Origin of the sequence: Cupriavidus sp. H39 (genome assembly GCF_050271075.1) — a bacterium.
Taxonomy (GTDB): Bacteria; Pseudomonadota; Gammaproteobacteria; order Burkholderiales; family Burkholderiaceae; genus Cupriavidus; species Cupriavidus necator_B.
In genome coordinates this window covers 2,302,366-2,325,045 of sequence record NZ_CP189848.1, presented here as the reverse complement: position 1 = coordinate 2,325,045, position 22,680 = coordinate 2,302,366, and the positions used below count along the sequence as shown (strand labels likewise).

The 22,680-nt window shown below is 65.8% G+C and carries 21 protein-coding genes; 20 read left to right on the top strand and 1 reads right to left on the bottom strand.

Features of this window, described 5'->3' with window-relative positions:
- Window positions 1-46: 46 nt before the first annotated feature.
- Window positions 47-2,635, top strand: a complete 2,589-nt coding sequence (gene clpB, locus ACOCMH_RS26110) for an ATP-dependent chaperone ClpB (RefSeq protein ID WP_427309963.1) — start codon at window positions 47-49, stop codon at window positions 2,633-2,635.
- A gap of 117 nt (window positions 2,636-2,752) precedes the next feature.
- On the opposite strand, the gene ACOCMH_RS26105 is transcribed toward clpB, so the two are convergent.
- Window positions 2,753-3,730, bottom strand: a complete 978-nt coding sequence (locus ACOCMH_RS26105) for a GlxA family transcriptional regulator (protein WP_427313370.1) — start codon at window positions 3,728-3,730, stop codon at window positions 2,753-2,755.
- Between the two features lie 192 nt (window positions 3,731-3,922).
- On the opposite strand from ACOCMH_RS26105, the gene ACOCMH_RS26100 reads away from it, so the two are divergent.
- From ACOCMH_RS26100 to ACOCMH_RS26010, 19 genes are all read left to right on the top strand, one after another.
- Window positions 3,923-4,465, top strand: coding sequence for a GNAT family N-acetyltransferase (locus ACOCMH_RS26100; protein ID WP_427309961.1), 543 nt, complete (start codon window positions 3,923-3,925; stop codon window positions 4,463-4,465).
- Between the two features lie 23 nt (window positions 4,466-4,488).
- Window positions 4,489-5,226 (top strand): TenA family transcriptional regulator, encoded by a 738-nt coding sequence (locus ACOCMH_RS26095; protein WP_427309959.1) that lies wholly within the window; start codon window positions 4,489-4,491, stop codon window positions 5,224-5,226.
- A 1-nt stretch (window position 5,227) separates the two neighbouring features.
- Complete coding sequence (locus ACOCMH_RS26090; protein WP_427309957.1) at window positions 5,228-6,490, top strand: MFS transporter; 1,263 nt, start codon at window positions 5,228-5,230, stop codon at window positions 6,488-6,490.
- The gene (locus tag ACOCMH_RS26085) at window positions 6,471-7,700 is read left to right on the top strand and encodes a PLP-dependent transferase (RefSeq protein WP_427309955.1); all 1,230 of its coding nucleotides are present in this window, start codon (window positions 6,471-6,473) and stop codon (window positions 7,698-7,700) included. Before ACOCMH_RS26090 ends, ACOCMH_RS26085 begins: the two co-directional genes overlap by 20 nt.
- 442 nt (window positions 7,701-8,142) lie before the next feature.
- Window positions 8,143-8,685 (top strand): ferritin-like domain-containing protein, encoded by a 543-nt coding sequence (locus ACOCMH_RS26080; protein WP_427309953.1) that lies wholly within the window; start codon window positions 8,143-8,145, stop codon window positions 8,683-8,685.
- 398 nt (window positions 8,686-9,083) lie between these two features.
- A complete protein-coding gene (locus ACOCMH_RS26075; RefSeq protein WP_427309951.1) occupies window positions 9,084-10,088 on the top strand; it encodes a sulfate ABC transporter substrate-binding protein in 1,005 nt (334 codons plus the stop codon).
- A 73-nt stretch (window positions 10,089-10,161) separates the two neighbouring features.
- Entirely contained in the window at window positions 10,162-10,785 is a 624-nt protein-coding gene (gene ssuE / locus ACOCMH_RS26070) for an NADPH-dependent FMN reductase (protein ID WP_427309949.1), read from the top strand.
- 155 nt (window positions 10,786-10,940) lie between these two features.
- Window positions 10,941-11,969 (top strand): sulfonate ABC transporter substrate-binding protein, encoded by a 1,029-nt coding sequence (locus ACOCMH_RS26065; RefSeq protein ID WP_427309947.1) that lies wholly within the window; start codon window positions 10,941-10,943, stop codon window positions 11,967-11,969.
- A 29-nt stretch (window positions 11,970-11,998) separates the two neighbouring features.
- Window positions 11,999-13,171, top strand: coding sequence for an FMNH2-dependent alkanesulfonate monooxygenase (gene ssuD / locus ACOCMH_RS26060; RefSeq protein ID WP_427309945.1), 1,173 nt, complete (start codon window positions 11,999-12,001; stop codon window positions 13,169-13,171).
- A gap of 14 nt (window positions 13,172-13,185) precedes the next feature.
- Entirely contained in the window at window positions 13,186-13,989 is an 804-nt protein-coding gene (gene ssuC, locus ACOCMH_RS26055; RefSeq protein ID WP_427309944.1) for an aliphatic sulfonate ABC transporter permease SsuC, read from the top strand.
- A gap of 36 nt (window positions 13,990-14,025) precedes the next feature.
- Entirely contained in the window at window positions 14,026-14,952 is a 927-nt protein-coding gene (locus tag ACOCMH_RS26050) for an ATP-binding cassette domain-containing protein (RefSeq protein WP_427309942.1), read from the top strand.
- Window positions 14,953-15,137: 185 nt separating this feature from the next.
- Window positions 15,138-15,998, top strand: coding sequence for an EAL domain-containing protein (locus ACOCMH_RS26045; protein WP_427309940.1), 861 nt, complete (start codon window positions 15,138-15,140; stop codon window positions 15,996-15,998).
- Window positions 15,995-16,666, top strand: a complete 672-nt coding sequence (locus tag ACOCMH_RS26040; RefSeq protein WP_427309939.1) for an RBBP9/YdeN family alpha/beta hydrolase — start codon at window positions 15,995-15,997, stop codon at window positions 16,664-16,666. Before ACOCMH_RS26045 ends, ACOCMH_RS26040 begins: the two co-directional genes overlap by 4 nt.
- Before the next feature lie 160 nt (window positions 16,667-16,826).
- On the top strand, window positions 16,827-17,789 hold the full coding sequence (cysT, locus tag ACOCMH_RS26035; protein ID WP_427309937.1) for a sulfate ABC transporter permease subunit CysT: 963 nt from the start codon (window positions 16,827-16,829) through the stop codon (window positions 17,787-17,789).
- Window position 17,790: 1 nt separating this feature from the next.
- Window positions 17,791-18,732 carry a sulfate ABC transporter permease subunit CysW gene (gene cysW, locus ACOCMH_RS26030; protein ID WP_427309936.1) on the top strand — a complete coding sequence of 314 codons (942 nt, stop codon included), beginning with the start codon at window positions 17,791-17,793 and terminating at the stop codon, window positions 18,730-18,732.
- Window positions 18,729-19,841, top strand: coding sequence for a sulfate/molybdate ABC transporter ATP-binding protein (locus ACOCMH_RS26025; protein WP_427309935.1), 1,113 nt, complete (start codon window positions 18,729-18,731; stop codon window positions 19,839-19,841). Before cysW ends, ACOCMH_RS26025 begins: the two co-directional genes overlap by 4 nt.
- Window positions 19,838-20,782, top strand: coding sequence for a CysB family HTH-type transcriptional regulator (locus ACOCMH_RS26020; protein ID WP_012353037.1), 945 nt, complete (start codon window positions 19,838-19,840; stop codon window positions 20,780-20,782). Before ACOCMH_RS26025 ends, ACOCMH_RS26020 begins: the two co-directional genes overlap by 4 nt.
- 244 nt (window positions 20,783-21,026) lie before the next feature.
- Entirely contained in the window at window positions 21,027-21,431 is a 405-nt protein-coding gene (locus ACOCMH_RS26015) for a terminase (RefSeq protein ID WP_427309934.1), read from the top strand.
- A 59-nt stretch (window positions 21,432-21,490) separates the two neighbouring features.
- A complete protein-coding gene (locus tag ACOCMH_RS26010) occupies window positions 21,491-22,666 on the top strand; it encodes a sensor histidine kinase (RefSeq protein ID WP_427309932.1) in 1,176 nt (391 codons plus the stop codon).
- Window positions 22,667-22,680 lie beyond the last annotated feature (14 nt).

Genomic DNA, 22,680 nt, shown 5'->3' with positions numbered 1-22,680 from the left:
ACGCCCCCCGCATCAGGACACGACCTATCCGAGAGAGGGAATCCTTATGCGTCTTGACAAGCTGACCACCCGGTTCCAGGAAGCGCTGGCTGAAGCGCAAAGCCTGGCGCTGGCCAACGACAATCAATATATCGACCCGCAGCACGTGCTGCGCGCGCTGCTGGCGCAGGATGACGGCGCCGCCAAGGCGCTGCTGGCGCGCGCCGGCGTCAACGTGCAGGGCCTGCAGACGGCGCTGGACGCCGCCCTCAAGCGCCTGCCGCAAGTGCAGGGCACCAATGAGGTCCAGATCGGCCGCGACCTGGTGAACCTGCTCAATGCTACCGAGAAGGAAGCGATCAAGCGCGGCGACCAGTTCATCGCCAGCGAGCTGTTCCTGCTTGCCGTTGCCGACGACAAGGGCGAGGCGGGCCGCATTGCGCGCGAACACGGCCTGAACCGCAAGTCGCTGGAGTCGGCCATCCAGGCCGTGCGCGGCGGCGATTCGGTCAACAGTGCCGAGGCCGAGGGCCAGCGCGAAGCCCTGAAGAAGTACACCATCGACCTCACCGAGCGCGCCCGCATCGGCAAGCTCGATCCGGTGATCGGCCGCGACGACGAGATCCGCCGCGCGATCCAGATCCTGCAGCGCCGCACCAAGAACAACCCGGTGCTGATCGGCGAACCCGGCGTGGGCAAGACCGCCATCGTCGAAGGCCTGGCGCAGCGCATCGTCAACGGCGAGGTGCCGGAAAGCCTGAAGCACAAGCGCGTGCTGGTGCTCGACATGGCCGGCCTGCTGGCCGGCGCCAAGTACCGCGGCGAGTTCGAGGAACGGCTCAAGGCGGTGCTCAATGACGTGGCCAAGGACGAGGGCCAGACCATCGTCTTCATCGACGAAATCCACACCATGGTCGGCGCCGGCAAGGCCGAGGGCGCGATCGATGCGGGCAACATGCTCAAGCCGGCGCTGGCGCGCGGCGAGCTGCACTGCATCGGCGCGACCACGCTCGACGAATACCGCAAGTACATCGAGAAGGATGCCGCGCTGGAGCGTCGCTTCCAGAAGGTGCTGGTCGACGAGCCCAGCGTGGAGGCGACCATTGCCATCCTGCGCGGGCTGCAGGAAAAGTATGAGCTGCACCACGGCGTGGAGATCACCGACCCGGCCATCGTCGCCGCGGCCGAGCTGTCGCATCGCTATATCACCGACCGCTTCCTGCCCGACAAGGCCATCGACCTGATCGACGAGGCCGCCGCGCGCATCAAGATGGAAATCGATTCCAAGCCGGAGTCGATGGACAAGCTCGAGCGCCGCACCATCCAGCTGAAGATCGAACGCGAAGCGGTCAAGAAAGAGACCGACGAAGCCTCGCTGAAGCGCCTGGAACTGATCGAGCAGGAGATCGCGCGGCTGGAGAAGGAGTATGCCGACCTCGACGAGATCTGGAAGGCCGAGAAGGGCGCCGCGCAGGGCACGGCCGCGCTCAAGGAAGAGATCGAGAAGGTCAAGCTGGAAATCTCCAGGCTGCAGCGCGAAGGCAAGCTGGACAAGGTGGCCGAACTGCAATACGGCAAGCTGCCGGGCCTGGAAGGCAAGCTCAAGGCGGCGACCGATGCCGAGGCCAGCGAGCAGAAGCAGCCCAACAAGCTGCTGCGCACCCAGGTGGGCGCGGAGGAAATTGCCGAAGTGGTCAGCCGCGCCACCGGCATTCCGGTATCGAAGATGATGCAGGGCGAGCGCGAGAAGCTGCTGAAGATGGAAGACCGCCTGCATGCGCGCGTGGTGGGCCAGGACGAGGCCGTGCGGCTGGTATCCGATGCCATCCGCCGTTCGCGCGCCGGCCTCGCGGACGAGAACCGGCCCTATGGCTCGTTCCTGTTCCTGGGCCCGACCGGCGTCGGCAAGACCGAGTTGTGCAAGGCCCTGGCCGAGTTCATGTTCGATTCGGAAGAGCACCTGATCCGCATCGACATGAGCGAATTCATGGAGAAGCACAGCGTCAGCCGCCTGATCGGCGCGCCGCCGGGATACGTGGGCTATGAAGAAGGCGGCTACCTGACCGAAGCCGTGCGCCGCAAGCCGTACAGCGTGGTGCTGCTCGATGAAGTCGAGAAGGCCCACCCGGACGTCTTCAACGTGTTGCTGCAGGTGCTCGACGATGGCCGCTTGACCGACGGCCAGGGCCGCACCGTGGACTTCAAGAACACGGTGATCGTGATGACCTCCAACCTCGGCTCGCAGATCATCCAGTCGATGACCGGCGAGCCGCAGGAAGCGATCAAGGGCGCGGTCTGGCAGGAAGTGCGCACGCATTTCCGGCCGGAGTTCCTCAACCGGATCGATGAAGTGGTGGTGTTTCACGCGCTCGACCAGAAGCATATCGAGTCGATCGCTCGCATCCAGCTGCAGCGCCTGCAGGCCCGCCTGGCCCGCATGGACATGACGCTGGAGGTCACCGACACGGCGCTGGAGAAGATCGCCAGCGCGGGCTACGACCCGGTGTTCGGCGCACGGCCGCTCAAGCGTGCGATCCAGCAGCAGATCGAAAACCCGGTGGCACGTGCCATCCTGGAAGGCAAGTTCGCTGCCAAGGATGTGGTGCCGGTGGATTATGCCGATGGCGAGTTCACGTTCGGGCGGATGCTGGATTGAGTCCGGTTGCGCTGTTGCCGTTCACGGGAACAGCGCTGACCAAGGCTCCTACGATCGATCCCTGCGCGCAAGCGCGGGGATTTTTTTGCTTCAGGCCTTCAACACGGCGCAATCAAGTCAAGTCCTTCGCGTCGCAGTCGACGCCCGGAAGCGGGTAGGCGTCATGCTTTCAAACTTGTTCCAGCAGCTACGAAAAGCCTGAACGCTGCCGAAGCCGGACTTCACCGAGATCTCTTCGACGGAAAGAGTTGAATCAGTCAGCAGCTTGCGTGCGCGCGCCATGCGTAGCGCAAGCTGGTACTGCTTCGGCGTGATCCCCGTCTCCTGCACGAATAGCCGGGAAAGATGCCGGACGCTGAGAGCAAAGCTGCCGGCGAAGCGCGCATCGGAGACCGAAGCATCCAGGTGACCGGAGATCGCATCCTGAATGGTATGCACCAGCTGGTTGCCATGGGAACGGGCCTGGAACTGCGAATCGAGTTCGGGATCGTTGCCGAAGCGCCGGAATGGCACGACATTCTCGCGCGCAACGCGAATGGCTGCCTCATCGCCAAATGTCTCCGCCACCAGCCTCAGCGCCAGGTCGATGCCGGACGCGACTCCTGCGGAGGTCCAGACATTGCCATCGCGTACAAAGACGCGGTTGTCGATCACCGAGGCATTGGGCTGCCGGGCGCGAAGTTTCCTGATGAATGCATGATGCGTGGTACACAGGCGGCCATCGAGGAGTCCTGCGTCACCCAACAGGAAGGCACCCGTGCAAACCGCGGCAATAGTCACTTCAGGCCGTCTTCTTTCGGTGAACAGGCTGCGTAGCCAATCCGCTGCGTCGTGCCAGGGTTGCGATGCCATCAACGCGTCCTGCAGCTTGCTGCCGATGACGAGAATCAGGTCGTGGCCAGTCACGCGTGCGGGGAATTCCTCGATCCGGCTCAGAACTATGCCTTGAAAGGCCTGCACGTTCGAATGGGGGCCGACGCACTGAATAGATAGCTGACCGATGCCCAATTCCGAGACGGTCGAAAGGACCTGGAGTGGGCCGGCCAGATCCAGCATGTGCACGCCGGGCAATACAAGGAAGTAGGCGCACCTCATGACTGGCAACGGTTGAATCGGTTCGCGTCGACAGCGATCCCGCGGTCTATCTGGCGTTTTCATGCGCTCCCTGGAACTGGAATGCTATGGCTGATACGGCCAGATCCTTGTCATCTTTGGCCGGCTATTTGCTGGATGGCTGCAAGTCACCCGCTTAGGATTCATTCATCCCGCACCGCTTGCAGACTTCCAGTGAAAGACATCATTCATCTTAAATGGCTCTCTGACCTTGCCGGTACAGATGCGCGGCGCATTGTCGAACTGGTTCAATGCACCGCTGGCGAAGGCGCGCTCGGCTATGCCGGGCATATGTCAAACGACGAAGCAGGGACATTTGTAACCGAGTTGCGCTATCGACTTTCCAGCGGCGCACTGGCCTTGGTTGGGGAGGCGGATGGCAACCTGGTCTTCTTCTGCATGATGACTCGCAATGCCATGCCGAACTGTCGCCATCGCGCGGAACTAACCAAGGGGGTCGTTCATCCCGAATACCGTGGTCAAAATATCATCCCTCGCGCTTTCCGCGAAATCGTCCTCAAAGCGGAGGCACTGGGCATCCAGCAACTGATTCTCGATGTACGTGAGGGGAGCCGGGCCCATCGGTTGTGGCAGCGTTTCGGCTTCAAGTCATATGGTGTCCTTGATGATTATGCGCGCGTAGGCGATGAGGCGTATCGCGGTCACTTTCTTGCACAAACCGTTGGCGCATTGCGAAAACAAGTCTTCCCCGGATAAACCATCAAACGGATGTTCTCCCCATGATTAAGAGAGAAATTTTTAAGGAAGAGCTTCGCAGCGTCCTGCATAAAAACCTGACCCTTGGTCATCCTATCTTTGACGCGCTCCTTGACCCGCAGAGGCCAAACTTGCCCTTGCTAAAATCCACGGCGCTTCAGGGATATCAATTAACGAAACACTTTCTGAATTACGTGGAGCATCTTTTTTTTTATTGCCCGATTCCAACATTCAAGCGCGCTCTCTTGATCAATATGTATGAGGAGGAAACCGGTCGACTCTCTCGGAGTGATAATCATGTCGAGCTCATGAAAAATTTCTTGCGTGCGATTGGCGTCAGCGATTCAGAGCGTGATGCCGAGCGTCCTTTGCCCGCCACCAGCGCATTGATCAACTACCGTCTGGACGCTGTACGCGATTCTTCACATTACCACGTGGGCGCTGCGGCGGTCATGATCGCCAGCGAAGGCCAAAACTTGGAAACGAAGGCGGGTGAGGCCCGTCATGAACTCTTCAGTAAGGTATATGGACTCGCCGAGAGCGACCTTCTGTTTTTTTCTGTTCATCAGGCCGAAGATGTCGGGCACGTCGAGCAGGGTCTGAATCTCGTATCGCAGTTATGCACGACAGGGAAGATGCAAGACGAGGCGCTGTTTGCCGTTGACCATACCTGCAGACTCTTCTATGGCATGTACGAAAACATCTACCTGGAAAATTGCCGAAAGGCGCCAGGCACGGCTTCGCTTGGAGGGGGACACTGACATGGACGGTCATGGCAGTTCCCGCTCAGTCACCTACACGCTGGTCGCCATTGGCTTTGGCGTGATGTTCGCCTCAACCGCAATAAAGGGCATCTACCAAGTCTACTTTGTCCAACTGGCCGAGCACTACGGCCAAGGCCGGGCGCAGTTTTCCTGGTCAGGTGGACTGTTCATGCTTGCTACGGGGGTCATGTCGCCAGTGGTCGGGGCGCTAAGCGATCGTGTCGGGCCCTTGCGTACGTCCGCCATTGGCGCGTTTGCAGCGGGCATCGCCTGTGTCAGCGTGGCCGTCTGGCATCAATCGCTATTGCTCTTTAGTCTCGCATTTGGCATCGCCGGCGCATTCGGCCTCGCCGCAATGACTTTTGTGCCCATGGGCATCCTGGTAGACCGTCTTTTTGAAGAGAGAAAGAAGGGTCTGGCGTACGCGGTGGTGACCAATGGCACCGCGATTGGCTTCATCGTCCTTTCTCCCCTATGGATATGGTTGCAGCCGCAGGCAAGCTGGATGACTGTATTCAATGCGGTCGGAATTGTGCTTGCTTTGCCAGCCACGGCGGTTCTCTGGCTCGCGTCCCAGTGGGAACCGCAGTCGCGTTCCGCGCCCGATCCGCAAGCTTGCAAGAAGGATGCGCCGGCCTGGTCGCTGGTGCGGCATGACCCGGTCTTCTACGTCCTGGCGGCAGGATTCCTCGGTTGTGGCGCGACCATGGCGTTCGTGGATGTCCATCTCCTGGCGCACTGGCAGGACGTGCATGTTCCACGGTTGGAGATGGGGTTTGCCATGAGCGTCCTGGGTGTTCTTGAACTGCTGAGTGGGATCGCTTCAGGCATGCTTGCGATGCGCTTCCACAAGCATCGGTTACTCGCGCTGTTCTACGCCATGCGCTCCTTGTCGATGCTGCTTCTCCTCGTGCCGGGGGCGGGTGTCATGCTGTTTGCGATTCTCTTCGGCGCCAGCTATCTGGGCACAGTTATCCTGACATCGCTGTTCTGCTTCGAGCGTTATGGCAGGCAGGTCAAGGGCAAAGCGTTCGGCCTGCTGTTTCTTGTTCATCAGATCGGTGCGTTTCTGACTGTGCAGCTGGGCGCCTGGTCTTTTGAGTCCAGTGGCAGTTACATGCATACGATCATGGGGCTAGTCTTGATGACTTTACTCTCGGCCATGTGCTCATGGTTCGGCTTACGTGGAAGCGGGCCATTGCCCATTAATCATGGCGCGCCGGTACGTGCTGGAATGCCGAATGGTGGCACGAATGGCTGAACAGCGAAGCAGGGTGAGCGGTTCCCTGACACAGGCTGTACGAGTCGCTCAATTCCAGGATTACTCTGACTCGTTTTGCGAGCCTGTTGCCTTGACGGCCGCATACATCTTCAAATCGGCCGCGGAGGCAGCACTGCGATTCAGTGGAGCGTCCTGCGGGAACGTGTATTCGCGTTTTACCAACCCAACCGTCCGAGCGTTTGAGCAGCGTCTTGCAGTCCTGGAGGGAGCGGAGGACGCGGTGGCATTTTCATCTGGTATGGCAGCAATTGCGGCAATTGCCCATGCACGGCTCCGGGCGGGGTTCAATGTGGTTTGTTCGCGAGATGTTTTTGGCACGACCCTGAGTGCGTTTCGATGCTACTTTGCGAAATTTGGTGTTGAGGTTCGCATCGTCGATTTGACAGATCTGGCGCAATGGCGCGCGGCGATCGACGAACGGACAAGCTTGGCGTTCCTGGAAACGCCGTCCAATCCGGTTCAACAGGTCGCGGACATCCGGGGGATTTCAAGCCTGGTCCATGCCTATGGTGGGTTATTGGCTGTTGACAACACGATGCTTACGCCGATTCTGCAAAAGCCACTGCAGTTTGGTGCCGATCTTGTAGTGCATTCCGCAGGGAAGTACATCGACGGGCAAGGTCGCTGTGTTGCCGGGGTGGTAGCGGGGGCCGACGCTTTGATGGGGGAAATGCGGGCGGTGACTCGCTCACTTGGACCAACGCTGAGTGCCATGAACGCCTGGCTCTTGCTTAAGAGTCTGGAGACGCTGGAGCTTCGTGTAGGCGCGATCGCGCAGAGCACACAGAAGCTTGCAAGCTGGCTAGAGGGCCGAGTCGATGTCCGCGCTGTGTACTACAGCGGATCTCCGTCCCATCCGCAGCGCGCTTTGGTTGAGCGTCAGCAGCGCGGTGCTGGCGGGGTCCTGAGTTTTGAGGTGGGGCAGTCTCGTGAGTCTGCCTGGGCGTTTATTGACGCTCTTCGCCTGATCTCGATTGCGACGAATATCGGCGACACGCGTTCGATGGTGACGCATCCGGCATCGACAACGCACGGAAAGCTGACGGACGACGAAAGAAGTCGAGCCGGGATCAAGGAGAGTCTTGTGCGTTTGTCGGTGGGGCTAGAGAGTGTCGATGACCTGCTGACGGACATCGAACACGCCCTGGTCTACGCCAGCAAGCAACCTCGTGCCCCGTCTAAACAATGATGATTCCCAGCATAGTCATCAAATTTCTGTTTGTTGGCGCAAGCGTCGCCCCGTGGATGCTTTGGGCGGCGACTATTCAGGCTCGCAAACCGAGACGACTGGCGTGGGTTTTCCTGGCGCTGCTCGCGAGCTTGTTGCTCGTCGTGGATCCGACTTCGGTGGCGTTTGCACGTGTGGATGGCGCCATATTTGGCGTGCATTGCGGTGGCTAGAACGCGAGCCGCGTGGGGCGACCCGGTTTGCCAAGCGCGCGTTGCGGTCTACGGACGCGTGTAAGGTAGTCTGCACCCATGCAAATATTTCACGCGGCATGGCAGGCGTAGCGGCCAGCTGTAAGGGATTGCGCTTGTTCGGGCAGTGGCACACTTTTCGCGTTGCAAAAGGGTTGAGTTTCCGTACAACGCGCTGCGCCGACGCAGCCCGATCCCCCCAGGAGCCCTTTATGAACGACAAGCCTTTCCTCACAGACGTCAAGACCCTGCGTGAGCGCGCCCGCCAGCACATCGACGACGGGGCGGTGACCGCGGGCTACGCCGCCGACCGCGAGACCGTGCTGAAGCTGCTGAACGACGCCCTGGCCACCGAACTGGTCTGCGTGTTGCGCTACCGCCGCCATTACTTCATGGCCAAGGGGCCGAACTCGAAGAGCGTGGCCGATGAGTTCCTGGCGCATTCCAACGAAGAGCAAGGCCACGCCGACCAGATTGCCGAACGCATCGTCCAGCTGGGCGGCGAGCCTGACTTTGCCCCGGACGGCCTGACCAGCCGCTCGCATGCCGAATATGTGGCCGGCACCTCGCTGACCGAAATGATCCGGGAAGACCTGGTGGCCGAGCGCATCGCCATCGACAGCTACCGGGAAATCATCCAGTTCCTGGGCGAGCGCGACCCGACTTCGCGCCGGCTGATGGAATCGATCCTGGCGGTGGAAGAGGAGCATGCCGACGAGATGGCCGACTTGCTGAGCCGGCAGGCCGGTGGCTGATGCGATTGCCGCGCACTTGATATGGGTCAAGCCGCCGCGGCGGCGGGCCCGATAAGATTTGTCCTGTCATGGAGATGCGGGGGCGCTCTTCATGACTTGTCTACCCGTTTCCAGAATGGAAACTTCGCCCGCGCCGGTTTGCCGGCGCGGGCGTTTTCTTTTGTGCGTGGCGCTTTCGCCACCTCGGCGCCGCCATCCGCTTCGGCGGAGGCCCTTTCGCGGGCATGCCCATATTTCCGCCGGATCTTATGCAGAAAACAGCCATGGATCGGCGAAACCCTTCGTTCCGTTCCGATAGCCCCGTCGGTAGTCTTGCTCCTACACCAGCCCGCCCGCCACGGCGGGTCACGCAAACAGGCGCATGACGCCATTCACGACACTGACGGGAGCAATACCAGATGATCCGCAAACTGGCCATCGGCCTGGCTGTCCTGGCAGCACTGAGCGCGGCGCAGACCGCGAGCGCTGCCAACCTGCTGAACGTATCCTACGACCCCACGCGTGAGCTGTATGTCGATGTCAACGCCGCCTTTGCCAAGGCCTGGAAGGCCCAGGGTGGCGACGCCGTGAGCGTGCGCCAGTCGCATGGCGGCTCGGGCAAGCAGGCACGCTCGGTGATCGACGGCCTCGACGCCGACGTGGTCACGCTGGCGCTGGGCTACGACATCGATGCCATTGCCGAAAAGGGCCTGATCCGGCCGGACTGGCAGAAGCGCCTGCCGCACAACGCCTCGCCCTACACCTCGACCATCGTGTTCCTGGTGCGCAAGGGCAACCCCAAGGGCATCAAGGACTGGGGCGACCTGGTCAAGCCCGGCGTGCAGGTCATTACGCCCAACCCCAAGACCTCCGGCGGTGCACGCTGGAACTACCTGGCGGCGTGGGGCTATGCGTTGCGCCAGCCGGGCGGCAACGATGCCAAGGCGCGCGCGTTCGTCGGCGAACTGCTCAAGCATGTGCCGGTGCTGGATTCGGGCGCGCGCGGTGCCACCACCACCTTTGTCGAGCGCGGCCTGGGCGATGTGCTGATCGCGTGGGAGAACGAGGCCATCCTGGCGATCAAGGAGCTGGGCCCCGACAAGTTCGATATCGTCGCGCCGTCGGTGTCGATCCTGGCGGAGCCGCCGGTGGCCGTGGTCGACAAGGTGGTCGACAAGAAGGGCACGCGCAAGGCGGCCGAGGCCTACCTGCAGTTCCTGTACACCGATGAAGGCCAGGAGATTGCGGCGAAGAACTACTACCGCCCGATCTCGCAGAAGGTGGCGGCCAAGTACGCCGCCAACTTCCCGAAGGTGAAGCTGTTCACCATCGACGAGGTGTTCGGCGGCTGGCAGAAGGCGCAGAAGACCCACTTCGCCGATGGCGGCACGTTCGACCAGATCTACCAGCCCGGCCAGAAGTAAAACCCCGAGACCGTCGCAACGGGTCGCGTGCGGCGTCCGCGCGCCGACCGGTCCAACAGAACAAGGAAGCCCGATGTCCATCCTGACGCTCTCCGGCAGCCCGTCGGCCCAGTCCCGCTCCGGCCTTGTGCTGGCGCACCTGCGCGCGGCGCTCGAGGCTGCCGGCGAACGCACCCGCCATCTCGAGCTGCGCGAACTTCCCGCCGGCCCGCTGCTCGCCGCCCGCGCCGACGACCCCGCCATCGGCGCCGCCACGCGGGCCGTGTCCGAGGCGCAGGTGGTGGTATTGGCCACGCCGGTCTACAAGGCGGCCTACAGCGGCCTGCTCAAGGCCTTCCTGGACCTGCTGCCGCAGGCCGGGCTGCGCGACAAGATCGTGCTGCCGATCGCCACCGGCGGCAGCCTGGCGCATGCGCTGGCGATCGACTATGCGCTGCGGCCGGTGCTGGCCGCGCTTGGTTCGCGCCAGATCCTGCCTGGCATCTTCGCCGTCGACCAGCAGATCGAACCGGCCGATGCCGCCGGCGCGCGCCAAACGCGCTTCGACGCCGCGCTGGCAGCGCGGCTGGACGAGGGCGTGCTGCGCGTGCGCGATGCCCTGGCGCATGCCCGCATCGAGGTGCCGCTCGACGTGGTGCCCGGCGCCTATGTCCGCCGCGCCGCCACGATCGCGGTGGCCGAGCGATGTTCCGCCTGAACTGACGGATTGACTGTCGCGGCGCCGGCCAGCCCGCGCCACCGCAGCAACGCCATGCCACCCGCCATGTGGGGTCGGCAGGAACGCTTGCTGCCGTAACCCCCAGAACATCAATTGGCCCGCAGGGCATTGCCACGGGCCATGGAGGACATCGCATGACCAGCATCAACCCGCTGCGGCCGGCCATCCTGCGCCGCCGCCTGATTAGCGCCGCGCTGGTGCTTGCCGCTGGCCTGGCCTACGGGCTGCTGCCGGGCCGCGCCGAAGCGCAGTCGAACCAGATCGATCCCAAGGTGCTGCGCATCGGCTACCAGAAATACGGCACGCTGACGCTGCTCAAGGCACGCGGCACGCTGGAAAAGCGCCTGGCGCCGCAAGGCATCAGTGTCCGGTGGACCGAGTTTCCGGCGGGACCGCAATTGCTCGAGGGGCTCAATGTCGGCGCGATCGACTTCGGCACCGTCGGCGAGGCGCCGCCGATCTTTGCCCAGGCCGCCGGCGCGCAACTGGTCTATGTCGGCAACGAGCCCCCGGCACCGGCGGCCGAGGCCATCGTCGTGCCCAGGGGTTCGGCGCTGCGCTCGGTTGCCGACCTGCGCGGCAAGCGCGTGGCGCTGAACAAAGGCTCCAACGTGCATTACCTGCTGGTGCGCCAGTTGGAGCAGGCCGGCATCCCCTACACCGCGATCCAGCCGGTCTACCTGCCGCCGGCGGACGCGCGCGCCGCCTTCGAGCGCGGCGCGGTGGATGCGTGGGTGATCTGGGACCCGTTCCTTGCCGCCGCCGAGAAACAGCTGGGCGCGCGCGTGCTGGCCGATGGCCGCGGCGCGGATGGCCGCAACGTGGTCAGCAACCACCAGTTCTACCTGGCCTCGCGCCCTTATGCGCAGGCCCGGCCGGAGATTGTCAGCCTGATCCTGGATGAACTGGCCACGCTGGGCACCTGGGCGCAACAGAACCCGAAGGAGGCCACTACGGTGCTGGCCGGCGAAACCGGGCTGCCGGCCGATGTGCTCGAGCTTGCGGTCGCGCGCTTCTCGTACGGTGCGCGCCCGGTCAGCGCCGAGGTGCTGGCCGGGCAGCAACGCATTGCCGACGCCTTCCATTCCCTGAAGCTGATTCCCCGGCCGGTCAAGGTAGCCGATGCGCGCTGGGCCGCGCCGCAGCCGCAGGCCAGGCGATAGCGCCGGCGCAACTGAAATGGAGCAATGACATGCAAGTTTTCTGGTTCATCCCCACCCACGGCGACAGCCGCTACCTCGGCACCTCGGAAGGCGCGCGCGCGGTCAGCTTCGACTATTTGAAACAGGTCGCCGTGGCCGCCGACACGCTTGGCTATGAAGGCGTGCTGATCCCGACGGGACGCTCGTGCGAAGACCCGTGGGTGGTGGCATCGGCGCTGGCCGCGGTCACGCAGCGGCTGAAATTCCTGGTTGCGGTACGCCCGGGCCTGATGGCGCCGACGCTGGCTGCGCGCATGGCGGCGACCTTTGACCGCATCGCCAATGGCCGCTTGCTGATCAATCTCGTCACCGGCGGCGATCGCGCCGAACTGGAAGGCGATGGCCTGTTCCTCGACCACGCCGCGCGTTACGAGGCTTCGGCGGAATTCCTGCGCATCTGGCGCCAGGTGCTGGCCGCCAGCCATGACGGCGGCAAGGTCGACTATGAAGGCAAGCACCTGGCCGTGAAGGGCGCCACCGTGCTCTACCCGCCGCTGCAGCGGCCGCACCCGCCGGTGTACTTCGGCGGCTCGTCGGCGCCGGCGCACGCGCTGGCCGGCGAGCAGGTCGATACCTACCTGACCTGGGGCGAGCCGCCGGCGGCCGTGGCCCAAAAGCTGGACGACGTGCGCCGCCACGCCGCGCGCCACGGCCGCACGGTGAAGTTCGGCATCCGGCTGCATGTGATCGTGCGCGAGACCGATGCCGCCGCCTGGGCCGCGGCCGAAGACCTGATCAGCCGGCTCGACGACGACACCGTGGCGCGTGCGCAGGCGGTGTTCGCCAACATGGATTCCGAAGGCCAGCGCCGCATGGCCGCGCTGCATGCGGGCGGCACGCGCCGCACGCGCGAGGCGCTGGAAATCAGCCCCAACCTGTGGGCCGGCGTCGGCCTGGTGCGCGGCGGCGCCGGCACCGCGCTGGTGGGCGACCCGCATACCGTGGCCGAGCGCCTGCGCGAATACGCGGGGCTGGGCATCGACACCTTCGTGCTGTCCGGCTATCCGCACCTGGAAGAAGCCTACCGTTTTGCCGAGCTGGTGTTCCCGCTGCTGCCGCGCGCGGTGCAGGCGAAGCTGGACACCCTGCCGGGCAAGGTGCTGTCGGGCCCGTTTGGTGAAGTCATGGCGACCGGCATCGTGCCGCGCGCCGCGCAAAGCTGAGTAGGAGGGCAATCATGACGGCTCCACTGTTGGCGCTGCCGCGCCACGCGCCGCGGGCACTCTGGCGCGCCACGGCGCCGTGGATCGTACCGGTGCTGCTGCTGGTCGCGTGGCAGCTGGCCTCGCAGCACGGCTGGCTGTCCAGCCGCGTGCTGCCGGCCCCGCTGGCCGTGGTGCAGGCTGCATGGGAACTGGCGCGCTCGGGCGAGTTGTGGCGGCACGTAGGCGTCAGTACCTGGCGCGCGCTGCTGGGGTTTGCCATTGGCGGCGGGCTCGGCCTGCTGCTGGGGCTGCTGACCGGCACCTTCCGCAGCGCCGCCACGCTGCTCGACAGCACGCTGCAGATGGTGCGCAACATCCCCGCGCTGGCGCTGATCCCGCTGGTGATCCTGTGGTTCGGCATCGACGAGAGCGCCAAGCTGTTCCTGGTCTCGCTGGGCGTTTTTTTTCCGGTCTACCTGAACACCTACCACGGCATCCGCTCGGTCGATGCGGGGCTGGTGGAGATGGCGCGCAGCTACGGCTTGTCCGGCTGGCAGCTGTATCGCGAGGTCATCCTGCCGGGGGCGCTGCCGGGCATCCTGGTGGGGGTGCGCTTTGCGCTGGGGCTGATGTGGGTGGTGCTGATCGTGGCGGAAACCATCTCCGCGCAATCGGGCATTGGCTACATGACCATGAATGCGCGCGAGTTCCTGCAAACCGACGTGGTGCTGGTCGGCATCCTGCTCTATGCCCTGCTGGGCAAGCTGGCCGACTGGCTGTCGCGCGGGCTGGAGCGCTACTGGCTGCGCTGGCACCCGGGCTACGCCGCAGGCTGACGGCCCCGGCATCCCCATCAAGGAAAGGAGATCGAGATGCAGATGTATCCGGTGGAACAGGCGGCCGTGGCCGAACTGGAAGCGGGCCTGGCGCGGCGCGCGGCGGCAACCGAGACGACCGCGGCAAGCGTGGCGCCCGAGGTGCCAGGCAAGGCGGCGGGCGGCGTGGCGCTGCGCGTGCGCCAGGTGGTCAAGCGCTACGACGGCCGCGCGGTGCTGCACGACGTGGCGCTGGACGCCGCGCCGGGCGAGTTCCTGGCCATCGTCGGGCGCAGCGGCTGCGGCAAGAGCACCTTGCTGCGGCTGGTGGCCGGGCTGGAAGCGGCCGATGGCGGCAGCATCACCATCGATGGCGAAGCCGCTGCCACGGGCCGCGCGCGGCCGGCCGACGTGCGCGTGATGTTCCAGGACGCGCGGCTGCTGCCGTGGAAGCGCGTGCTGGACAACGTGGCGCTGGGCTTGCCGCGCGCACGGCGCGCCGAAGCCGCCAGGGTGCTGGCGCAGGTCGGCCTGGCCGAGCGCGCGCAGGCCTGGCCGGCGCGGCTGTCGGGCGGCCAGCGCCAGCGCGTGGCGCTGGCACGCGCGCTGGTGCATCACCCGCAGCTGTTGCTGCTCGACGAGCCGCTGGGCGCGCTGGATGCGCTCACGCGCATCGAAATGCAGGCGCTGATCGAGTCGCTGTGGCGCCGGCTGGGCTTCACCGCGTTGCTGGTCACGCACGATGTGTCCGAAGCGGTGGCGCTGGCCGACCGCATCGTGCTGATCGAGGACGGCCGCATCGCCATGGATACGCGCGTGGCGCTGGCGCGTCCGCGTGAACGCGGCGCGGCGGGCTTTGCGCAACTGGAAGCAGCGGTGCTGCAGCGGGTGATGCGGCCATCGCCGCCGTCGGCCGGGCCGGCCGGGGCCCAGGGCGCGGCTGCCGCCGCACCCGCGCCGCTGAATGTGGGCTGGGCCGCCTGAGCCGTTGCCTGCGGACCTCGCATGCGCGGTATCGCTGACACGGCGCATATCGTCAGTCCTTAATCTTCATACGCTGGCGCCCGCCCACCTCCTATCATGAGCAGGCAGGCGGCCGCTGTTATCGGGCTTGCCCGTCACCCCATCAGACCCTCCGCCCGACGCGGCCGGTCAACCCAAGGATTGCCATGCCAGGCGCGCATGAACCCACGGGCGCAACATCCGCGCTCCAACGCTATCTCGAATCGCTGCCGCGCCAGCCGCTGGCGGACCGGCAACTGTGGCGCGATGCGCGCGGGCAGGTGCAGGGACAGTTCTTCAACTGCTCGCTCACCAGCGCGTTTGAGCCGCTGGTCACGCTGGCGGACCGGCAGGTGGTGGCGCATGAAGGCGCGATCCATACCTACGCGGCGGACGGCGTCGGGCTGGCGGCATGGAAGCTGTTCGCGATGGCGGCGGACGATCACACGCTGGTGTCGCTGGACCGGCTGTCGCGCCTGCTGCATGCCATCAACTATTTTGCGGCGGACGGCGCGCACAAGCTGGTGCTGAACGTGCACAACCGCCTGCTGGCCGCGGTGGCCGACGATCACGGCGCGGCCTTCCGGCGCGCGCTGCAGTCGCTGGGGTTGCCGCTGGAACGCTTCGTGATCCAGGTGCCGGCCAGCGCCAACGATGATCTGGGGCTGCTGCTGCATGTGGTCGGCAACTACCGCCGGAATGGTTTTGCGGTGAGCCTGCAGGCCTCGGATCCGGCTGAAGCGGGTGCGCTGATGGCGCATGCGCTGCCGGACTGGCTCAAGCTGGACATGCGCCGCACCTGGACCGACCGCCAGCTGTCCGGCCTGCGCGCCAGCGCGGCCAGCGCCGGCGTCACGCTGATCGGGCGACGCCTGCAGGACGCCGAGAGCATCGAGCGGCTGCAGGCCGCTGGCATCAGCTTGGGGCAGGGCGCTTTTGCCGGCGGGCTGGTCAGCGCGGCCGGACTGCGCGCGGTGGAGCATCCGCGCGCAGCGACCCCATGCGCACTGAGCGAGGAGCCGGTATGACGCAGTCGGACAGGACCGCACCGGGCCGCGCCGCGCGGCCGGAAATTCCGCGCCACCTCCAGGTGCTGACGGTGCCCGGGTTGCACGGCAGTGGCCCCGGGCACTGGCAGAGCCGCTGGGAACAGCAGTTCCCGGACTGGCAGCGGGTCGAGCAGCATGACTGGTCGCGGCCGAGCCTGCCGCTGTGGGCCGAGCGCGTCTCGGAAGGCGTGATGCGGGCCCGGCGCGTGGCCGCGCGCGGCGCCGTGCTGGTGGCGCACAGCTTCGGCTGCCTGGCCACGTTGCGCCAGGCGGCGCTGGACCCGGTCGGCATTGCCGGCGCGTTACTGGTCGCGCCCGCCGATCCGGACAAGTTTGGCGTGGCAGCATTGCTGCCCACCTACCGGCTGCCGTTCCCGACCCTCCTCGCGGCCAGCCGCAACGATCCCTGGATGCCGCAGCGCACCGCTTTCTCCTGGGGCACGCTGTGGGGCAGCGAACTGGTCGACGTGGGCTATCTTGGCCATATCAATGCCGATTCGGGGCTGGGCGAGTGGCCGGAAGGCCTCGCGCTGCTCGATACGCTGGTGCAACGGATCGGCGCGGCGGCCGACGCTGGGGGCCAAAGTGGCGTGAACACACCTTGGGAAGCCGGGGTCGAGGTCGCCTCGACCGTCCCTTATATCTAAATCGTCTAAGAAAATTCAGAAAGATTCGTTCTTTTTATAAAGGCGACTCTGCAGAATCTGTCTCGTAGGCCGGCGCCATATGCGCCGGCGTCATAAAGAACGGCGTGTCCCAGCAGCCTCCGGCCTCCGGCCTGCGACGCGCGCCCACAGACGAGACGACATGCCTCCCTCCATCTCCCTGGCGGACACGCCGCCGCCAGCCGCGCCTGGCGCCCCCGAGTCCGGCGCCGCGCGCGCGCCGCGCAACCGGTCCAGGCAGCGCTTTACGGTGCTGCCGGGCTTCGGCCTGTCGCTCGGGTTCACGCTGTTCTACCTGACGCTGATCGTGCTGGTGCCGCTGTCGGCCACGTTCCTGAAGACGTTCACGATGACGTGGGACGCGTTCTGGACCGCGATCACGGCGCCGCGCGTGGTGGCATCGCTGCAACTGAGCTTCGGTGCGTCGCTGATCGCGGCCCTCGTCAATACGGTGTTCGGGCTGATCGTCGCGTGGGTGCTGGTGCGCTACCGCTTTGTCGGCAAGCGCCTGATCGACGCGCTGGTCGACCTGCCGTTCGCGCTGCCGACCGCGGTGGCGGGCATCGCGCTGACCGCGCTGTTCGCCGCCAACGGCTGGATCGGCCGCTATCTGGAGCCGCTTGGCATCAAGGTCGCGTTCACGCCGCTGGGCGTGGTGGTGGCGCTGACCTTTATCGGCCTGCCGTTCGTGGTGCGCACGGTGCAGCCAGTGCTGGAAGACGTCGAGCAGGAACTGGAAGAAGCCGCCGCCAGCCTCGGCGCCAACCGGCTGCAAACCTTCCGCCGCGTGATCCTGCCGGCGATCCTGCCGGCGCTGCTGACGGGTTTCGCGCTGAGCTTCGCGCGCGCCACCGGCGAGTATGGCTCGGTGGTGTTTATCTCCGGCAATATGCCGATGGTGTCGGAGATCGCGCCGCTGATGATCTATTCCAAGCTGGAGCAATACGACTATGCCGGCGCCACCGCGGTGGCGGTGGTGATGCTGGGGATCTCGTTCGGGCTGCTGCTGTTGATCAACCTGCTGCAGGCCTGGACGCGCCGCCACCAGTCCGGTGCGCGCGCCGCGCTGGCCCCGGAAGCGCCCGCGACGGGGAAGGAGTTCTGAGATGGCCGGCGCAATCGCGGGACGCCTCGGCGGGCACGGCAACGCCAGGGCCCATCACCGCTTCGACGCCACCGGCGAGGCGCCATGGGTGCGCTATACGCTGATCGCGGTGGCGGTGCTGTTCCTCACGCTGTTCCTGTTCGTGCCGCTCGCTTCGGTGTTCTATGAAGCCTTGCGCAAGGGCGTGCAGACCTACTGGGAAGCGCTGGTCGAGCCCGACGCGCTGGCCGCGATCCAGCTCACGCTGACCGTGGCGGCGATCGCGGTGCCGCTGAACGTGGTGTTCGGCGTGGCGGCGGCATGGGCCATCGCCAAGTTCGATTTCCGCGGCAAGAACCTGCTGATCACGCTGATCGACCTGCCGTTCTCGGTGTCGCCGGTGATTTCGGGGCTGGTCTATGTGCTGCTGTTCGGCGCGCAGGGCTGGCTGGGTCCGTGGCTGGAAGCGCACGACATCAAGATCCTGTTCGCGGTGCCGGGCCTCGTGCTGGCCACCATCTTCGTGACCTTTCCCTTCGTGGCGCGCGAGCTGATTCCGCTGATGCAGGCGCAGGGCAGCGAAGAGGAAGAGGCCGCGATCGTGCTGGGCGCGTCGGGCTGGCAGACCTTCCGCCATATCACGCTGCCCAATATCCGCTGGGGCCTGCTGTACGGCGTGATCCTGTGCAATGCGCGCGCGATGGGCGAGTTCGGCGCGGTGTCGGTGGTATCGGGCCATATCCGCGGGCTGACCAACACCATGCCGCTGCACGTGGAGATCCTTTACAACGAGTACAACTTCGCGGCGGCCTTCGCGGTGGCGTCGGTGCTGACGCTGCTGGCCCTGGTCACGCTGGGCCTCAAGACGCTGGTGGAATTCCGCGCCCGCAAGGAAACCGAAGCGGCCGCGCCGGAGCGGCCACTGGCAAGCCTGCCGGCTTCAGTGCAAGGACAAGCATCATGAGCATCCAGGTCAAGAATGTAGAGAAGCGCTTTGGCGATTTCGTCGCGCTGGACAATGTCTCGCTCGATTTCGACGAAGGCGAGCTGACCGCCCTGCTGGGGCCGTCCGGCTGCGGCAAGACCACGCTGCTGCGCATCATCGCCGGCCTGGAGCGCGCCGACGCGGGCCAGATCGTGCTGGCCGGGCGCGATGCCTCGGACCAGCATGTGCGCCAGCGCCAGGTGGGCTTCGTGTTCCAGCACTATGCGTTGTTCAAGCATATGAGCGTGTTCGAGAACGTGGCCTTCGGCCTGCGCGTGAAGCCGCGTGCCGAGCGCCCGGGCGAAGCGCAGATCCGCGAGAAGGTGCATGCACTGCTCGACCTGGTGCAGCTCGACTGGCTGGCCGACCGCTACCCGTCGCAGCTGTCCGGCGGCCAGCGCCAGCGCATTGCGCTGGCCCGCGCGCTGGCGGTGGAGCCGCGCGTGCTGCTGCTCGACGAACCCTTCGGCGCGCTCGACGCCAAGGTGCGCAAGGAGCTGCGCCGCTGGCTGCGCCGGCTGCACGATGAACTGCATGTGACCAGCGTCTTCGTCACGCACGACCAGGAAGAAGCGCTGGAAGTGGCGGACCAGGTGGTACTGATGAACCGCGGCCGCGTCGAGCAGCACGGCTCGCCCGAGGCGGTCTACAACCATCCGGCCACGCCGTTCGTGTTCGGCTTCCTCGGCAACGTCAACCTGTTCCACGGCCGGCTCGAAGTGGGCGAGAGCGGTGGCCTGCTGCATACCGGCGAGGCGGTGCTGCCGGTGGTCGGCAGCGGGCATGAAACCGCGGGCGATGCGGTCGCCTATGTCCGCCCGCACGACCTGGACCTGGAGCGGTATGCGCCCGGCGCCGACGGCATTGCCGTGACGCTGCGCCGCGCGCTGACGCTGGGCCCGGTGGCCCAGCTCGAGCTCGAGCGGGAAGACAACCAGGACGTGATCGAGGTGGCGCTGCCGCTCGAGCGCTTTCGCCACGCGGGCTTCAGGGAGGGCGAACTGCTCGCCGTGCGCCCGCGGCAGCTGCGCGTCTTTACGCAGGCCAACGGCACCACGCTGACCAATAAACAAGAGGCCGCACGATGAACTTCCAGCAACTCCGTTCGATCCGCGAGGCGGTGCGCCGCCAGTTCAACCTGACCGAGGTCGCCAACGCGCTCTATACCTCGCAGCCCGGCGTGTCGCGCCAGATCCGCGAGCTGGAGGAAGAACTGGGCGTGGAGATCTTCGAGCGCTACGGCAAGCGCCTGACCGGGCTGACCGAGCCCGGCCGCGAGATCGTGCGCATCGTCGAGCGCCTGCTGCTCGAAGCCGAGAACCTGCGCCAGGCCGGCGACGAATACGCCGGCCGCCACACCGGCCGGCTCACTGTTGCCACCACGCACACGCAGGCGCGCTATGCCTTGCCGCGCGTGGTGCAGGCCTTCCGCCGCGAATATCCGCACGTGACGCTGGCCCTGCAGGAAGCTTCGCCCACGCATATCGTCGAGCTGCTGCTGACCGGGCAGGCCGATATCGGCATCGCCACCGAGGCGCTGGCGACGGAGGCCGGACTGACCTCGTTCGAGGCGTACAGCTGGCAGCATGTGCTGGTGGTGTCGCCCGACCATCCGCTTACGCGCCTCCCAGAACCGACGCTCGAAGATGTGGCGGGCTTCCAGCTGATTACCTACGACGCCGGTTTCACCGGCCGCCGCAAGATCGACAGCGCCTTTGCCGAGGCCGGGCTGCAGCCGGAGATCGTGCTGACGGCGCTGGACGCGGACGTGATCAAGACCTATGCCGAACTGGACCTGGGCGTTGGCATCATCGCCTCGATGGCCTACGACGAACGCAAGGACTCCGGCCTGGTGCGGATCTCGGCCGACCACCTGTTCGCGCCCAACACCACCAGCGTGGCGGTGCGCCGCGGCGCTTACCTGCGCGGCTATGCGCACGCCTTCATCAACATGTTCGCGCCACACCTGTCGCGCGATACCGTAAGCAGCGCGCTATCCGAGCAGGACCGCCAGGCCCTGGCCGCCTGACCCCCACGCGGCGGCGACATCACCTGCGCCGCCCGGCAGCCACGCCGTCGGCACCCGCACGGTGCCGTTCGCACCCCGTGCCCGCCGTTCGTCGCAAGAGGCTTTCGCCAGCCTGCTCCGCGCGGTACATTCCCTGCACGTGCCCGACTGGCATTCCGGCCAGGGCGGCCACGTGTACCGCAGCGCAACAAAGCTTGCGCACGGCCGCCGGCCGGCAACGACCGGGCAAGGGAGAGAGACGATCATGCGCGACGACGAACCGCTGCTGCGCTGGCAGTGGCGCGGCTATGCCCGCAACCACCAGCATCCCCGCAACCTGCTGCTGCATATCGTGGCCGTGCCGATGTTCATGGCCGGCACGGTGCTGGGCCTCTATGGCCTGCTGCGCCTGAACCTGCCGGCGATCGCGCTGGGGCTGGTGTGCATGGGCATGTCAATGGCGCTGCAGGGCCGCGGCCACCGGCTTGAAGCCCATGCGCCGGAACCGTTTGCCGGGCCTGCTGACATCGCGGGGCGCATCCTGGCCGAGCAGTGGATCACCTTTCCCCGCTATGTGCTGTCCGGGCAATGGTGGCGCGCGCTGGCCGGCCGCAGCCCGGCGCCGGTGCCTGCGCCGCGCTCCAGCGATGCGAGCGGGCAGGGTGGCTGACGCCCCCATGCCGCCGTCCCGTCAGCTGCTGTATTGCGCATGGCGAAAGCCGCGCTAACATGAACGCCATGGACCGCTGCTTCTCACACGTCGCCACCGCCATCCCGTCCCGGATCAATATCCTCGGGCGCGACCTGCTGTTCGTGCTGTGCATGAACTCGGTGATCGCGATCAGCCTGAACTACGGCTTCCAGACCGGCGGCTCGCTGTGGCACAACTTCGTCTACAGCCAGCTGATCGGCCTGTCGATCTGGGTGCTGATCGACATCCCGCGCGTGGTGATCTGGTGGAACGACCGGCCGCGCCGCTGGCCCTTCCTGCTGCTTGCCGCCGCGGCCGTGCCGGCCGGCGTGGTGTTCGGCAGCTGGGCCACGCGCGTGGTGCTGGACCTGCCGCCCAAATCGGCGGACGAAGCCGGCGGCATGCTGCGCATGTGCCTGGTGGTGGGCATGCTGGCGGCCGCATCGATGATCTATTTCTACTGGTCGCGCGAGAAACTGGCGTCGCTGGAACGGCAGGCGGCGCTGGACGCGCTGCAGCGCGAGGAGGCCGAAAAGCAGCTGGTGCGCGCGCAGCTGATGGCACTGCAGGCGCAGATCGAGCCGCATTTCCTGTTCAACTCGCTGGCCAACCTCGATGGGCTGATCGCCACCGATCCGCCGGCGGCGCGGCAGTTGCTGCAGCGGCTGATCGGCTTCCTGCGCATGTCGCTGGCGCATACCCGCGCCGAGCAATGCACGCTGCGGCAAGAGTTCGAGCTGTTGCGCAGCTACCTGGAGATCCAGGCGATGCGTTTCGGCCAGCGGCTCTCGTACGAGATCGACCTGCCGCGCGAACTGGCCAAGGTGGAGATCCCGCCCATGCTGATCCAGCCGCTGGTGGAAAACGCGGTCACGCACGGCATCGAGCCCTGCATGATCGGCGGCCATATCCGGCTGTCGGCGCGCGCGGCCGGCGACAACGCGGTGCAGGTCGTGATCGCCGATACCGGCGTGGGTTTCGGCCATGCCTCGGGCAAGGGATCCGGGCTGGGCATCACGCATGTGCGCGAGCGGCTGGCGCGCATTTTCGGCGCGGCTGCGACCATGCAGATGGAAGAGAACACGCCGCGCGGCGTGGTGGTGCGGCTGACGCTGCCGCTGGAGCGCCCGGCCGAGGCGCCCGCCGTGACCCAGACCGTCACCGCCGTGCCCGAGGGCATGCCGGTATCCGCGGCCGCCATGCCACGGCTCTGAACCCACTGGCCTGC

What these genes read in the sequence shown, in the direction of transcription:
- ACOCMH_RS26105 (WP_427313370.1), bottom strand. Translation starts at nt 3,730, where the DNA reads ATGAGGTGCGCCTACTTCCTTGTATTGCCCGGCGTGCACATGCTGGAT.
- ACOCMH_RS26095 (WP_427309959.1), top strand. Translation starts at nt 4,489, where the DNA reads ATGATTAAGAGAGAAATTTTTAAGGAAGAGCTTCGCAGCGTCCTGCAT.
- ACOCMH_RS26010 (WP_427309932.1), top strand. Translation starts at nt 21,491, where the DNA reads ATGAACGCCATGGACCGCTGCTTCTCACACGTCGCCACCGCCATCCCG.
- cysT (WP_427309937.1), top strand. Translation starts at nt 16,827, where the DNA reads ATGCCTCCCTCCATCTCCCTGGCGGACACGCCGCCGCCAGCCGCGCCT.
- ACOCMH_RS26045 (WP_427309940.1), top strand. Translation starts at nt 15,138, where the DNA reads ATGCCAGGCGCGCATGAACCCACGGGCGCAACATCCGCGCTCCAACGC.
- ACOCMH_RS26015 (WP_427309934.1), top strand. Translation starts at nt 21,027, where the DNA reads ATGCGCGACGACGAACCGCTGCTGCGCTGGCAGTGGCGCGGCTATGCC.
- ACOCMH_RS26075 (WP_427309951.1), top strand. Translation starts at nt 9,084, where the DNA reads ATGATCCGCAAACTGGCCATCGGCCTGGCTGTCCTGGCAGCACTGAGC.
- cysW (WP_427309936.1), top strand. Translation starts at nt 17,791, where the DNA reads ATGGCCGGCGCAATCGCGGGACGCCTCGGCGGGCACGGCAACGCCAGG.
- ACOCMH_RS26050 (WP_427309942.1), top strand. Translation starts at nt 14,026, where the DNA reads ATGCAGATGTATCCGGTGGAACAGGCGGCCGTGGCCGAACTGGAAGCG.
- ACOCMH_RS26020 (WP_012353037.1), top strand. Translation starts at nt 19,838, where the DNA reads ATGAACTTCCAGCAACTCCGTTCGATCCGCGAGGCGGTGCGCCGCCAG.
- ACOCMH_RS26090 (WP_427309957.1), top strand. Translation starts at nt 5,228, where the DNA reads ATGGACGGTCATGGCAGTTCCCGCTCAGTCACCTACACGCTGGTCGCC.
- ACOCMH_RS26025 (WP_427309935.1), top strand. Translation starts at nt 18,729, where the DNA reads ATGAGCATCCAGGTCAAGAATGTAGAGAAGCGCTTTGGCGATTTCGTC.
- ACOCMH_RS26065 (WP_427309947.1), top strand. Translation starts at nt 10,941, where the DNA reads ATGACCAGCATCAACCCGCTGCGGCCGGCCATCCTGCGCCGCCGCCTG.
- ssuE (WP_427309949.1), top strand. Translation starts at nt 10,162, where the DNA reads ATGTCCATCCTGACGCTCTCCGGCAGCCCGTCGGCCCAGTCCCGCTCC.
- clpB (WP_427309963.1), top strand. Translation starts at nt 47, where the DNA reads ATGCGTCTTGACAAGCTGACCACCCGGTTCCAGGAAGCGCTGGCTGAA.
- ACOCMH_RS26080 (WP_427309953.1), top strand. Translation starts at nt 8,143, where the DNA reads ATGAACGACAAGCCTTTCCTCACAGACGTCAAGACCCTGCGTGAGCGC.
- ACOCMH_RS26085 (WP_427309955.1), top strand. Translation starts at nt 6,471, where the DNA reads ATGGTGGCACGAATGGCTGAACAGCGAAGCAGGGTGAGCGGTTCCCTG.
- ssuC (WP_427309944.1), top strand. Translation starts at nt 13,186, where the DNA reads ATGACGGCTCCACTGTTGGCGCTGCCGCGCCACGCGCCGCGGGCACTC.
- ssuD (WP_427309945.1), top strand. Translation starts at nt 11,999, where the DNA reads ATGCAAGTTTTCTGGTTCATCCCCACCCACGGCGACAGCCGCTACCTC.
- ACOCMH_RS26040 (WP_427309939.1), top strand. Translation starts at nt 15,995, where the DNA reads ATGACGCAGTCGGACAGGACCGCACCGGGCCGCGCCGCGCGGCCGGAA.